The organism is Phycisphaerae bacterium (assembly GCA_035275405.1).
Taxonomy (GTDB): Bacteria; Planctomycetota; Phycisphaerae; order UBA1845; family UTPLA1; genus DATEMU01.
In genome coordinates, this window is the sequence record DATEMU010000003.1 from 535,661 (window position 1) to 548,958 (window position 13,298).

The 13,298-nt window shown below is 61.8% G+C and carries 10 protein-coding genes; 4 read left to right on the forward strand and 6 right to left on the reverse strand.

Annotated elements, in window-relative coordinates:
• Nucleotides 1–216 precede the first annotated feature (216 nt).
• A complete protein-coding gene (locus VJZ71_04160; GenBank protein ID HKQ47248.1) occupies nt 217–813 on the forward strand; it encodes a hypothetical protein in 597 nt (198 codons plus the stop codon).
• A 597-nt stretch (nt 814–1,410) separates the two neighbouring features.
• Here the strand turns inward: VJZ71_04160 and VJZ71_04165 are convergent.
• Nucleotides 1,411–2,172, reverse strand: a complete 762-nt coding sequence (locus VJZ71_04165; GenBank protein HKQ47249.1) for an MBL fold metallo-hydrolase — start codon at nt 2,170–2,172, stop codon at nt 1,411–1,413.
• Nucleotides 2,173–2,294: 122 nt separating this feature from the next.
• Here VJZ71_04165 and VJZ71_04170 point away from each other — a divergent pair, with 122 nt between their 5' ends.
• Nucleotides 2,295–4,070 (forward strand): hypothetical protein, encoded by a 1,776-nt coding sequence (locus VJZ71_04170; protein ID HKQ47250.1) that lies wholly within the window; start codon nt 2,295–2,297, stop codon nt 4,068–4,070.
• Nucleotides 4,071–4,074: 4 nt separating this feature from the next.
• Here the strand turns inward: VJZ71_04170 and VJZ71_04175 are convergent, their stop codons facing one another.
• On the reverse strand, nt 4,075–4,671 hold the full coding sequence (locus VJZ71_04175) for a Uma2 family endonuclease (protein HKQ47251.1): 597 nt from the start codon (nt 4,669–4,671) through the stop codon (nt 4,075–4,077).
• 123 nt (nt 4,672–4,794) lie between these two features.
• Between VJZ71_04175 and VJZ71_04180 the strand changes: the two genes are divergently transcribed.
• Both VJZ71_04180 and VJZ71_04185 read left to right on the forward strand, forming a co-directional pair.
• The gene (locus tag VJZ71_04180; GenBank protein HKQ47252.1) at nt 4,795–6,264 is read left to right on the forward strand and encodes an AMP-binding protein; all 1,470 of its coding nucleotides are present in this window, start codon (nt 4,795–4,797) and stop codon (nt 6,262–6,264) included.
• A 102-nt stretch (nt 6,265–6,366) separates the two neighbouring features.
• Nucleotides 6,367–7,686 (forward strand): C45 family peptidase, encoded by a 1,320-nt coding sequence (locus VJZ71_04185; GenBank protein ID HKQ47253.1) that lies wholly within the window; start codon nt 6,367–6,369, stop codon nt 7,684–7,686.
• Between the two features lie 1,095 nt (nt 7,687–8,781).
• Here VJZ71_04185 and VJZ71_04190 read toward each other — a convergent pair.
• The 4 genes from VJZ71_04190 to VJZ71_04205 all read right to left on the reverse strand — a co-directional run bounded on the left by VJZ71_04190 (nt 8,782) and on the right by VJZ71_04205 (nt 13,248).
• Nucleotides 8,782–9,765 carry a hypothetical protein gene (locus VJZ71_04190; GenBank protein HKQ47254.1) on the reverse strand — a complete coding sequence of 328 codons (984 nt, stop codon included), beginning with the start codon at nt 9,763–9,765 and terminating at the stop codon, nt 8,782–8,784.
• Nucleotides 9,766–9,844: 79 nt separating this feature from the next.
• Nucleotides 9,845–10,105 carry a hypothetical protein gene (locus VJZ71_04195; GenBank protein HKQ47255.1) on the reverse strand — a complete coding sequence of 87 codons (261 nt, stop codon included), beginning with the start codon at nt 10,103–10,105 and terminating at the stop codon, nt 9,845–9,847.
• Nucleotides 10,106–10,804: 699 nt separating this feature from the next.
• The gene (locus VJZ71_04200; GenBank protein ID HKQ47256.1) at nt 10,805–11,206 is read right to left on the reverse strand and encodes a hypothetical protein; all 402 of its coding nucleotides are present in this window, start codon (nt 11,204–11,206) and stop codon (nt 10,805–10,807) included.
• Between the two features lie 80 nt (nt 11,207–11,286).
• A complete protein-coding gene (locus tag VJZ71_04205) occupies nt 11,287–13,248 on the reverse strand; it encodes a tetratricopeptide repeat protein (GenBank protein ID HKQ47257.1) in 1,962 nt (653 codons plus the stop codon).
• Nucleotides 13,249–13,298 lie beyond the last annotated feature (50 nt).

Below are 13,298 nucleotides of genomic sequence, written 5' to 3' on the forward strand. Positions count from 1 at the left end.
CCAGTATTCATGCGCCAACAGGCGACAACGAATTCCGGGCCAGGCGGGTCGCGTAGGCCTCTCTCCCTCCTCCCCTCGCTCTCACGGCTGAAACGGCCCGCCGGCCACTTTTTTCCCTCCCCTTGCGAAGGGGCGGGTCAGGGTGGGGTTGATCAGTATTCGCCTCGGATGGAGTGAATGGGGAACGAAGCAAGGAAGCGAATGAAGGAAGCAAGGATGCCACACAACCATCTTCAAATCCTGATCGTCGCGGATGAGCCCGATATCACCGCGATGCTGGCCACGCACATTATGACCGCCCGGGACGACGCGCACGTGTCCGTCGTGGACACGATCAAAGAGGCCCGTCGACTCGCTGCCTCCGATGCCTTCGACGTGATCGTCGCTCAGGAAAACCTTTCCGACGGTTCAGCCCTGGGGCTGGTTGAAGTCGCCGCAAAGGCCGTTGTGACGCCGCTGGTCGTTGTCGCACCTAATGCGGACGTCGAGCAGGTTCGCTCGACCTTCCGCGAAGGCGCGGCCGACGTGATCGACTCGGCGGCCGACGGTGAAGGACTCTTGGACTGCATCGATCGCGTGGTCGCACGCGGTCGCCAGGAGCAGCGCCGCGGCCGGCGCAGCCGTCGCCTTCGCCGCGTCTCCTCGCGGCTCATCAAGGATCGCCGCGAGCTGCGCCAGCGCGTGGATCTGATCTGCCGGGACGTTGTCGACGCTTATCGGCGGCTGGCGGAAAAGGTCGTGGCCGCCAAAAACGGCGACGACCCGCGCAACCCCATTCGCCGCGCCCCGCGGCCGATGGTGGAAGACAACTGAATCGCCGCTCGTCTCATAACGAAATTTCATCCTCTCCACCGCCGTCCGTGTTTTCGACCCTTCGCAGATTCCTCGGATTCGCCCGCGAAGTCTCCCCCTTTCAGGAATACAACTGAATAGAGGAAATCCGTCCCTATCAGCGCCGCGCTGCGCGGGATGGACCTCGATGGGGAGGAAATCCAGTGGTGGCGGGTTCATCCTTCGGCGCGATCGCGCCGAGGGTCCTCTATGCGCGATCCTGTTTCGGCGTCCCGCTCTGGGCCGGTCGCATGTGGCTCCCCGCACCGGCGCTGGCGGCGCTTTGCTCGCGACTGCGAATTCGCCTGCCGGAACCGATCGGCTACGCGATCGAACGCGTCAGCCCGGCGTACTACGTCGAACTTCGCGCGCTGGATATTGCGAAAGCCGAAGCGGAGGACTCGACGCGAAACCTCAGCCCAGCGCCCGTCAAACCGTCTTCTCTGCTTTGGCCTTTTCGATGGCCTCAACCACTAGGTTCGCGGCCATCAGAGTCGCCAACTCAATTTTTGGAACAAGGCCCACCAAGATACATTGACCTCCTGAATTGATCGCGGCTGTTCTTATTCGAGGCGGCCCCTACACCTCAAACACATCGCTCACTTGGTACCGCGATGCCAGATGCACCGGAAACAAGCTTCCGATCCGCTTGCGATGCGTCTCCAGCGCAAGATCCGGCCGGTTGTTCTCCTGGCTCAGGTGCGCGACGGCCACCCATTGCAGACGGCGCGATTTGCAGCGCTGCGACAACTCCGCCGCCTCGTCGTTGGACAGGTGGCCCGCGTCCCCGGCGATGCGGCGTTTGAGTTGCTCGGGATACGACCCCGTCCGCAGCATTTCCACGTCGTAGTTGCTTTCCAGGTAAGCCGCATCCACTTCCCCCAGCACCGACTGGAGTGCCGCGAATGGATGGCCCAGATCCGTAAAGATCCCCAGCCGCTTGCCCTCGTGTTCCACGACGAAACAAACCGTGTCGATCCCGTCGTGCGGCGTGCGGATGGTGTGGACGCTGACATCACCGAATTCGAGACGGTCACCGGGGGTGTAGGATCGCACATCCCGCACTTTCCCAAGTTTGTAACGGATGGCCCGAAAAACTGCGTTGCTCATGTAGATAGGGAGCCCGAACTTCCGCTGGAACACGCCGGCACAGCGGGTGTGGTCATAGTGATCGTGGGAGATGATAAGGGCCTGGACGTCGCGGATGTCGCGGCCGTGGGCCCGCATCCGGTTGGCGGCCTGCTCGCCGCTGATCCCCGCGTCAAAGAGCAGCCGGGTGTCCCCCGCCTCGACGTAGATCGAATTCCCGTTCGAGCCGGACTGCAATGAAAACGTCAGCATCGGCCCCCAGTATAAACGCCAAAACGCCGAAATAAAGAGGGAGGACGAGGCTCTTGCCGAGCCGGCTCGATCGAAGCGAACCACTTATGCTAAAATCCGTTTCTTAGGAAGGAAGCCTGACTATGCTCAACGTTGTCCATGTCACCCACGAGGCCGTGCAGAAGATCGGGGGAATCGGTTCGGTTCTCGAAGGGCTGATTACTTCGCCGGCCTATTCCGAAGCCGTCCATCGCACGATCCTCTTATGCCCCCTGTTCCGCGCCGACGGTCACGTAGACGACCGCCTCGGGCCGGAAGGGGAGGTTCTGTACTCGTCCATCGACGGCCGGACGAATCACGCCCTGGCGGAGGCCTTTCGGCAGGTTCAGCAACGCTTTCACGTCGAGATCGTCTACGGCCGGCGCATGCTCCGCGATCCGCTTACGGGCACTGTGCAGCGCCCGGAAGTCGTCTTGATTGACATTGGCCGCGCGGCGGCGGACGCGGTCAACGCCCTAAAGGGCCGGTTCTACGAGGCCTTCGGGATCGTCTCCACGCGCTATGAGCAAAGTTGGGAGTACGAGCAATACCTTCGACTGGCCGAGCCGGGTCTGGCCGCCGTTCGCGCCCTATGCGGCGGTGCGGCTCATTCGCAGAGTGTCATCGTCGCGCATGAATTCATGGGCCTGCCGACGGCCCTGGCCGCGAAGCTCCATCCCGAGTGGAACATGCGGACGGTCTATTATGCCCACGAAGTTCCGCCGATTCGCAAGATCGTCGAGGAGCATTCCGGCCACGACACGATGTTCTACAACGTCCTGGCGCATGCACAAAGAGAGGGCCGCTACATCAATGACGTGTTCGGCGACCAGTCAGGCTACTTTCGCCACGCCCTCGCCGAGGCCAGCCGCCATCTGGACGTGACCCTCGCCGTCGGCGATTACGTGGTGGACGAATTGCACTTCCTCTCGCCGGAGATGAAGCGATCGAACATCCGCCTGACGTACAATGGCATCCCCGCCTACGAGAATGCGGAAAAAGAAGCCGCCGCCAGCAAAGAGCGCCTCGCCGATTACGCCGAGGCCCTGCTCGGCGACCGCCCGGACTACATCTTCACGCACGTGACGCGCATGACGCCGAGCAAGGGGCTCTGGCGCGACCTCAACGTGATGAAATACATCGAGGAGGACTTCCGCCGCCACGAAACGACCGCGGTGCTCTTCGTCCTTTCTACTGAAATAGGCGGGCCGCGGCCCCCCGACGACGTTCGGCACATGGAGCGCTGGTGGGATTGGCCCGTCGCCCATCGCGAGGGAATGCCCGATCTCACCGCCGGCGAGGCCCTGTTTTACTCCGGCGTGCAGTCCTTCAACGCCCGCAGCCGCAACGCCAAGATCGTCTATATCAACCAATTTGGGTTCGACCGGTCGAGCTGTGGCACGAGGATGCCGCGCGACATGCAGTTCTGGGACATCCGCCGGGGCAGCGACGTCGAGTTCGGCCAGTCGATCTACGAACCCTTCGGCATCGCCCAGTTGGAGGCATTGTCCTTCGGGGCGATCTGCGTGATGAGCAGCATCTGCGGCTGCGCCGGGTTCGTCTCTAAGGTCGCGGGTCGCGGCGGCACGCCGAACGTCGTCGTCGCGGATTACACCAATTACCGCACAACACCGGACACGATCGAGGAGTACATGCGGATGACCCGCGAGGCCCGCGAGGATTTCGACGACGAAGTCGCCGCCGACGTGGCCCGCGAATTGCTCAAGCGCCTGCCGCGATCCCACGAAGAGAAGGCCGCTTACATACGCAGGGGTTATGAACTCGCCAGCCAGATGAGCTGGGACGTGATCGCGAAAGACTACTTCCTTCCGGCGATCCGCGAGATCTCCGACGCGAAACCGTCGGCCGGCGCGGCATGACGAGTCATTCGAACGATCGCCGCAAGCGATTCAGATCGAGTTCGAACCCTGGGATGGCCTCGCTCATGAGTTGGTCTCCTTTAGGGGCCATCATGACATACCGCCCCTGCTTCAGCGAATAAAAAGCCAACTCCTTGCGATAGGGGTCGATGATCCAATATTCGGGGACGCCGCAGCGTTCGTAGTCCCCCTTCTTCGTTTCGTAGTCAAAGCGGCGCGAGGAGGTCGAGATGATCTCCACGACGAGGTCCGGCGCCCCGGTAATGCGCGTCAGATTCTTGGAAACCCGTTCCTGCCGAAGGAACACGATATCCGGGCGATAGACCAGATCGCCGCCGCGCGGGCCCTCACCAAGATAGACATCCACTTCGACAAAGACCTCGCCGACGGGATGAGTATCAAGATATTGGTCAATCTGCGACGAGATTTTCACGGCCACTTTTTGGTGCAGGGGCAGAGGGCTGGGCGACATGCAAACCACTCCGTCAATTAGCTCATACCACTCCTCAGTCTCCGGAAGCGACGCATACTCCTCGGCCGTCATCCGCAGACCCTGAAGAAGCTCCGACTTTTCTGATGCGATCAACACAGCAGCCGCCATGGTGTTCTCCTGACCTGCTATTTTAGCACCGTCGCCGGATAATCGGAAGCCCGAAGTTGGGCGGTGTTCCCTTGGTGTAGAGTGCACTATTATCTTCGATAAGTCCTGATTTCGGAGCGCACCATGCTGATAGAAACCTTACTCGCCTCCGCCGAGCGCGGTCCCGACAAGCCCGCGGTGAGTGATCCCTTCACCTCGCTCACGTTCGCCAACCTCCTCCGCTTCGCCGACGTCATGCGCCGGCAGGTGGAGAAAACCACGCAGGCGCCGCATGTCGGAATCCTCATGCCGAGCAGTTGCGCATTTGCCGGGACCTTCTACGGCATCCTCTGGGCCGGTCGGACCGTCGTGCCGCTCAACTTCCTTCTCCAGCCCCCCGAAATCGCCGCGATCATCAATGACGCCGGACTCGACACGATCTACACCGTCAAACATTTCGCGGACGCCGTCGCGCAGCTTCCCGTGAAGGCGATTTTCATGGAGGACCTGCCGATCAAGCGCGAGATGGTGCTGGAGCGGCTCCATCGCACGCCGCCGCCGCCGAGCGTGCAGCCCGACGACACCGCGATCCTGCTCTACACTTCCGGCACTTCGGGTGTGCCCAAGGGTGTGTGTCAGACTTATCGCAACCTGAAAAGCGACATGGACGCCGCGGTTGAAAAGGCCCAGCTCAAGCGGGACCATCATTTCCTCGGTGTCCTGCCGCTCTTCCACAGCTTCGGCATCACGGCAATGCTCCTCGTCCCCGTCGCCCTCGGCTCCTCCACCTATTACCTCCCGCGCTTTACCCCCGCGGGAATCATCGAGGCCATCCGCGAGCAAAAGGTCAGCGTGACGATGATGATCGCCAGCATGTTCACCGCAATGCTCCGCGTAAAAAAGGCCACGCCCGACGATTTCGCCACGATCGAATACGCCCTCAGCGGCGGCGAGGCCCTCCCCGACGCCGTCCACGCCGCCTTCAAGGAGCGCTTCGGGGTCGACATCCTCCAGGGCTACGGCATGACCGAGGCCTCGCCCGTCGTCAGCCTCAACGTCCCCTGGTCCAACCGCGTGGGCACTGTCGGTCAGGCCATCCCCGGCGCGGAAGTGGCGGCGTTCGACGACGAGGGCAAGCGCGTCGCCGCGGGAGAGGTCGGCGAGCTGCGTGTCCGTGGGCCGATGGTCATGAAGGGCTACTATCATAAAGAGGCCGAAACACGCGCGGCGATCACTCCGGACGGCTGGTATTGCACCGGCGACATGGGCACGGTCGATGCCGACGGATACATCCGCATCACCGGCCGCAAGAAGGAGATGATCATCGTCGGCGGGGAGAACGTGTACCCGCGCGAGATCGAGGCGGTCCTGGAGGACCATCCCGCCGTCGCCGAGGCGGCAGTCGTAGGGCAAATGGATGCGTCACGCGGCGAGGTCGTCGTTGCGTTCGTCGTCCCGCGCGAGGGACAGGAAACAACGGAAATCGCCCTGCGAGACTTCTGCCGCGACCGCGTGGCGGGCTACAAAGTCCCGCGCCGCGTGGTGATCGCCAGCGATCTCCCCCGCGGCCCGACAGGAAAAATCCTGAAGCGCAAGCTGAAGGAACTGCTGTAGGACGGGTTCCACCCGCCATCGCCGGCGACAAGGTTGTGTTTGCGGAGCGGAGGAGGCCTGAGCTTGACCGCAAGATTGGAACGCAAATTCTCTGATCCTCAAATGAATCGCTCGAACCGGCTTGCCGTTTGGCAGATCAATCGAATCCGTCAACGCCTTGGATTCTGGTGCGTTGCATCCGCCATTTCGGTATTCGCATTTCCTTATGCTGTCATTGCCGCCGAGCCCTCGAAACCCATCAACGGCGAGCTCCGCGAAATCAAGGGCGTCCCCGTCCTCCGCATCTGGGGCACCCCGCGCGAGCAAGGCTACGCTCAGGGCTACCTCCTCGCCCCACAGGGAATCAAGCTCCTGGACGGCTATCTCCGCGGTCTCGGCGGCCCGGACGCCATCAAGGCCTACGAAATCACCTCCTTCATGGTCATGCAGCGGATGAAAATCCCGCAGGCCTACAAGGAAGAACTCGAAGGCATCATCGCCGGAGGCAAAGCCCGCCTCGGCGACAAGTTGACCGTCCCCGCCCTCGGCCGCGCGCTGGAGTATCGCGACCTCCTCGCCATCAATTGTATCCCCTACACCGCGCGGATGGGCTGCTCATCCTTCGCCGCCTGGGGACCGCTCACCGAAAAAGGCCACACCCTCGTCGGCCGAAACCTCGACTGGGTTCACTATCCCGCCCTGGACGGTCAGCAGATCGTCGTCGTCCGCATCCCGCCCGACGGGAACAAGACCCTCGCCTGGGTCTCCGTTACCTGGCCCTGCTTCATCGGCTGCCTGACCGGAATGAACGCCGAGGGCGTGACCATCAGCATCCACGACGCCGAAGGCCCGACGGCCAGCGATCCCTCGCGCCTGGCCCCACGGGCGATGGCCCTGCGCGAAGCGTTGGAGCAGGCGCACGCCGCCACGGCCCTCGACGATGTCGCCCGCGTACTGAAATCCCGCACGACCGCCGTCGGCAACAACGTCCCCGTCGCCTTCCCCTACGACGGCAAGCACGCCTCCGCGGGCGTCTTCGAATACGACGGCGATCTGGACAAGGACAGCGGTGTCACCCTGCGCATGTGTGAGTCGAAATCCGGCCCCTACGCCGGAATGCTCACCTGCACCAACCACTATCTCAGTCGCCGTCCGTCGGTCTCCTGCGATCGCTACGAGAAGATCGATCGCCGCCTCCACGAAGCCGCCTCCGGTCATCACAAGATCGGCCTGCCCGAGGCCTGGCAAATCTTGAAGAGCTCCCAGTTCACCGGCCGCGTGCTGACCTACCACAGCGTCGTCTTCGAGCCGAATGAGATGCGCATGCACGTCGCCTTCGCCGTCGGCCAGCGCCCCGCCCCCGAGAATCCGTCTATCGAACTGGACGTACGCTCGCTGCTCCTGGAGTCGCCGCCCCCGCGCCTTCCCAGCCCGAAGGGCTGATCGACAGTAGGCAGGGCAACGCCCCCGTCTGGATTTTCAGCCTGAAGGGCTGACCGTTAGTAGGCAGGAGGCAACGCCCCTGTTACCAAGCCCACCAAAAATAGAATCATGATCACGAAGGGATCGAATGGTTCTTAGCCCCCAACGGGGGCGCAGGACCGTAGCCACGGTCGCGAGACCGTGGGAAGGATGTCCCCCAAAATAAATCCCCCGCCCCGAAGCGGGCGGAGGAATTGCGCAATCCCGGCGCCGGCCGCCATCGTTTTCTGTCCCTTCCGTCTCTTTTGTCCTTTTGGTCCCTTCCGTCACTTTGCTCTTCCCCAACGCCAAAGGCGTTCCATCACATAGCCCAGGGTTGTCCCGGCGCGCCGGGGCTACCCTGGGGGACCGCGCATTGAATTCACGCTGCTACCCCAACGGGGTTGTGTCCCGCCCCCCCCGCTTCCAATATGATGGCCTTCTTTTGCTCCTCTGGAATCGCCGTCCCACACTCCGGACATCGACCGCTGACATTGCCGGTGAGGTTGTAGCCGCAGTCTCTGCAACGAAACCGCCGATTGAACCGGTTGAGCTTGCGAGTTACACGCCAAAGGGGAAGTGCCAATACCACCGTTGCAGATAGCGAAATTGGAACGCTGTACAAACTTCTCCCGGACTCGAAGAACATCCACGGTAACGGCCAGCAAACAAATTGAGGGTTGTAGTTTTCACGAATGTGCCATCCTTTTGTTGGGCCATATTCAGGAGGCCCGTGAAGAATAGCCAAGTGACCGCTGCAAAACGACACTTCATTGGGCGACATATCGCTGTCCCAGCTCACGACCCAGATGCAGCTGAGAATCGTGAGCCCGACGATGAGAAGCAAACTCGCGCCGTACAACTGCCTCGCGCGTTGAAGTCGACGGATTATCCGATCTCGTTGCAACACAGACTATTAATCCACCGGCGACTGTTCCCGATCGAGGCCTATGATAGTCCCACACTCCGGGCACCGTCCGCTCACGTGGCCGACCAGACTATATTGGCATCGCCGACAGACGTGTGAACACGTACCACGCCGGCGATGCCTTCGGCCATAGACGATCAACGCGATCATCACTTCCAGACCTCGTCCCACCCCTCAGTAACCGGGCTTTGCTTCCGTTGAATCTCCTCCCGAAGCAGCGTCGAAAAAACGGAGTCGTATCGCCCGTCCCCACCGTGTATCCGGTAGAGGGTGCGCGTCCCGCTGACTGTTTCATTAGTCGGAAAATCAATCGCGGCCGACACCTTGATTCGCTCATTTTCGATGGACTTCGCGCTTAGCTTGTAGTAAAGACTGTCCTCGCCCTTTCTGACGATTTCGATCACGATGCTGCTGACAGCCGGGAGATATCGCGCCTCGCGCAGCTGCAACACAGCGCTCATGGTAAACACGCGATCACCCTCATACTCGATCTGCCCAAGCCCCTGAAATGCCGACTCCAGCGTCCCCGACCAATCGAAGGTCCCGTCTTCCCGGACGACCAACACGGCCCTGGGATCGTCCGGCGACAAAGACCATTTTCCCGCGAGGCGGGAAGTATTGTCTACCCGGTATCGCCGTCGATCGTGCCGCGTAAGTCTCAGCGAACTCAGGGGTGCATAGAAGCCGCCACAATCCATCAACGCCGAACCATCGCCTTGCAGTTCCAGATTGATAAATGCTTCATCATCGGGGCTACTCGTGGCCCCGTCCGCCCCGCCGCGCTGAATCCTCACGCGCGTCTGCGTCGGCGTGTATTCCGCCGCGGTCAACCTGAATGCGCCGCAAGTGTCGCCTGCATTTCTGAGGCCATGCAGTCCATAGGGCGAAGTCATGAGAGAACGCGACCAATCAATCATTCCATCCGGTTCGATCGTCACGAAGACCACCCGCTCATTGGCCCACCATTGCGGCGAGGTCCCGCTTGAATCCTGCCCTTCACTAACTGCCCGCTCCACTTCCCTCCAGGGAATCGACCACCGCCCCGCCAGCTTCGAAAACGTCGGCTCGTCCGCAACGCGGATATTGCTCGCCCCGCACCCCGATCCTGTCGCGATCGCCACCGCGATGATCATGAGGGATAACCTTGACATATCCGCCGCTACGCGGCGCCGCTCGCCCATGACTCACCGATAATCTGACCCAGTAGCCGCATTACCGCTTCGCAAACGCTTCCCATTCCGAATAAAAATCACGAGCGGGATCAGGATTAACCCAATAGGGACCGTCCTTGTGCCAGCGCTCATACATCGCCCCATCGGGGGTGTACCAGATCGCCTCTCTGATCCATTCATGCCTATTGTGATACCACTCCACCTCGGGCCTCTCAAAGACGAACACGGCCTGAAGGCGATCATCGTGTCCGTAGAAGCGCACGCGTCCCCAAGGATCGCCAAACCACTTCCATCCCGTCACTCGAGTAATCGGTCTAGCAACGTCTTCGGGCCAGATGCGTTGAAGACACTCCGCTTGTGACATCGGGAGTGGTACAAGGTTGAATCTCCAAAGACCCCACAACACGACCACAGCAATGGGTACACCTAAGAGCGTGAGATAGAACCTTGAAGCGCGCCGGGGACGCCTCCGGAAGGTTTTGGGCTCGTTTATGTTGAACCCTTGTCCACACTCTGGACATCGCGAACAGGCGGGAAGCCCAAGGAGAGAATATCCGCACTTCCTGCAATATCGATCCCCACTCGGGCTCGGCATCGAGTATTCAGGCATGATCACCTCTTCGTACTCCCGTAGGGTGGCCACAACCTTTTCTGTCGCCCCATCCGACACGCGCACCTGATAATCAAACGCCACTCACTACAACGATAGTCGCCCCTCGCCCGCCCGCGCAACGCCCTGGCTCGCGATTTTCTTTACCTCGCTATTCCGCGCCTAACCCATTGCCCCGCCACCACTAACAGTCCGACGCAATCTAGTCCGAGTTTACAGTCGCCGCGAACCTCAAGTCGAAGTTCCAGAGTTCACCCGCCAAGGCGGGTGGCGGACCCCAAGCCCCAAGCCCCAAGCCCCAAGCCCCAAGCCTCCGCACACCCCTGCCTTCACCTGATCGTCTACACCCCCGTTCCCCTGATCAACTATTCACCTGTTCCCCTGTTCAGATTAGAGGGAGCGCTGAGCAAGAGTATCTGGCAGAGGACAAATAGAAGCGGCGAAGCCGCCGCGCTTACGCTGCAATGGCCACTGATCACTGTTCACTGGCCACCAGCTCTGCGGAGTCTCCGCGCCATGAAGATGATTTTCAAGATTTTCAAGCGTTTTCAACTTCAAGAGTTTGATCGTTTGCATCTCGCGGCTCCGCTCAACTCCCGTCGCCTCACCTGCTCTCCTGCCTGCCTGTTCTCCTGCTCTGATATGGCGCTCGTTTGCGGTCGATTGCGCAGCAAACAAACCTCTCGGTATCTCTGTGCCTTCTTCAATCCTGTCAATCCTGTCAATCGTGTCCATTCGTCTGTGCCCATCTGCGTCATCTGCGGAACCATTTTTTCGCTCGTTCTCGCTCAATTTCGCCCCCCTCCCCCCGGGGATTCGAGTTCGAACCTCATCCGCGCAGGGAACTCGACATAGAAGTGTGATTCGCTTTCTTAGCGACCGCGGGATGCTCCCGCCGCCGCCTCCAGCCTCCCCCGCACCGCAGCATCATCCGGATTTACCGCCAGCACCCGCCGATACTGCTCCGCCGCCTCCGCCTGGCGCCCCAGCCGCATCAGGCAATCCGCGTAGTTCGTGCGAATCACCGTCGCCGACGGCGCGATCCTCAGCGCCGCCTCGTAGTGGGCCGGGGCCTCCTCGGCGCGGCCGAGCTGGATCAGAAGGCCCGCCAGGTTGTTGTGGGCGCCAGCCGAATCCGGCTGCAATCGCAGCGCCGATGCGTACGCCTCCGCCGCCTCCGCCAGCCGGCCGACCTTCGACAGCGCGTTGCCCAGGTTGTTGTGCGCCCCGGCCCAATCCGCATCCGACCGGATGGCCGCCTGGTAATGCCCAATCGCGTCCTGCGTCCGACCCTGCTCCGCCAGCAGCACGCCGAGGTTGTTGTGCGCCTCCGCATGCTCGGGTTGCAGCGCCAAGGCCCGTTCGTACTCTGCGATGGCCTCCGCCTTTCGCCCCTCCTGCGCATAGACGATCGCCAAGTTGTTGTGCGTCCGCGCGTCGCTCGGATCGAGCGCCAGTGCGTCCCGATAGTGCCCGATCGCCTCGTCCCTTTGGCCCGATTCCGCTTTTGCCACTCCCAACGCGAAGTGCGCGCGCGGATTGTTCGGCCGCTTCTCGAGGACGTCCGTCCACATTCGCACGACCGATTCATAGTCGCGGTTCCGCGCAATCGTCGCGCCTCCCAGCGCCGCCGCGACGATCAGCAGCAAGACGACCCCGACCGGCCGGTGGCCTCGCGGCGCAAACTGTCGAAGCGCGCTGTCCACGACGAAGACAACGATCGCGATCACGGCCGCCAGCGGCAGATACATCCGATGCTCAAACGCCGCGTCCTTGATTGTCACGAAGCTCGACGTCGGCGCGAGGATCAGGAAAAACCACACTCCGAGAAACCCGATCGCCGGTCGCCGCACCGACGCCCAAAGCGTCGCGGCCAGGAGCGCGCCAATGAACAACCCTGGCCCGATCGCTTCCCGCGCGGGCGTCACCAGCGGCCACGCATAGTCCAGGCACAATGGATCTGGCCAGAGAGACAATCGAATGTAATGCACGATCACACCGAGTTGTGTCGTAGCGTAATCGAGCGGCGTGATCCCCTTGATCCCCACCCCCGCCGTCACCGACCGCGGTCCGCCCGCGACCAGCCACGCGAGAATCAGCCATGTCGCCGCCAGGCTGGCATAAAGTCCCCAGCGCCGCCGCAGCGCCTCTCGAAACGTCCCCGCAAGAATCGCCCGGTCGTAAAGCAGCGCCACGACCGGCGCGGTCACCATGACCTCTTTCGTCGCCATCCCCAACCCGCAGGCTGCGACCGCAAGGATGAACCATCGAAGCCCCGGCTGCTCCGCATGGCGAATCACGGCGTACAAAGTGAGCAAATAGAACAACCCCATCAGCGATTCAACGCGCTGGATGACGTAGGTCACGCTCTCCGTCTGCAACGGATGCACGACCCAGAGCAGAGCCGTGGCCGTCGCGAGTCCCGTGGCAGAGGCATGAAACCGCTGGTCCTTCAAGCAGAGCAGCGTGCGCCGCACAATTCCAAACAGAACCAGTCCCGCGCAGAGGTGGATCAACAGATTGACGACGTGATACCCGCGAGTCGAAAGTCCGCCGGCTGCGTGGTTTAGCGCCAGCGTCAAATTCGCCACCGGCCGCCCCGCCACGGTCGTGTTCCGCGGGGGCGAGAGAACTCCGCTGAGCGGCCACCATTGGCGGATCGTGCTGTTCTCGACGATGCCATCCTGATCGTCAAAGATAAACGGCCCGCCAAGACTGTTCGCATACACGACAATCCCCGCGAGGACGATCGCAAAGTGGCCCACCGTACGAATCGTTCGATCGCCGCGGCTCGCGCTGTCCGCCGCCTTCGATTTCTTCGCCTTTCTGCCCATGGCGGCAGGATAGGCCCAAGCCCGCACCTCCGCCAAACATCCGCGTGCCG

Excerpts from the sequence above, each read along its gene's own strand:
- VJZ71_04180 (HKQ47252.1), top strand. The coding sequence starts at position 4,795 with ATGCTGATAGAAACCTTACTCGCCTCCGCCGAGCGCGGTCCCGACAAG.
- VJZ71_04190 (HKQ47254.1), bottom strand. The coding sequence starts at position 9,765 with ATGATCATCGCGGTGGCGATCGCGACAGGATCGGGGTGCGGGGCGAGC.
- VJZ71_04205 (HKQ47257.1), bottom strand. The coding sequence starts at position 13,248 with ATGGGCAGAAAGGCGAAGAAATCGAAGGCGGCGGACAGCGCGAGCCGC.
- VJZ71_04170 (HKQ47250.1), top strand. The coding sequence starts at position 2,295 with ATGCTCAACGTTGTCCATGTCACCCACGAGGCCGTGCAGAAGATCGGG.
- VJZ71_04165 (HKQ47249.1), bottom strand. The coding sequence starts at position 2,172 with ATGCTGACGTTTTCATTGCAGTCCGGCTCGAACGGGAATTCGATCTAC.
- VJZ71_04160 (HKQ47248.1), top strand. The coding sequence starts at position 217 with ATGCCACACAACCATCTTCAAATCCTGATCGTCGCGGATGAGCCCGAT.
- VJZ71_04185 (HKQ47253.1), top strand. The coding sequence starts at position 6,367 with ATGAATCGCTCGAACCGGCTTGCCGTTTGGCAGATCAATCGAATCCGT.
- VJZ71_04175 (HKQ47251.1), bottom strand. The coding sequence starts at position 4,671 with ATGGCGGCTGCTGTGTTGATCGCATCAGAAAAGTCGGAGCTTCTTCAG.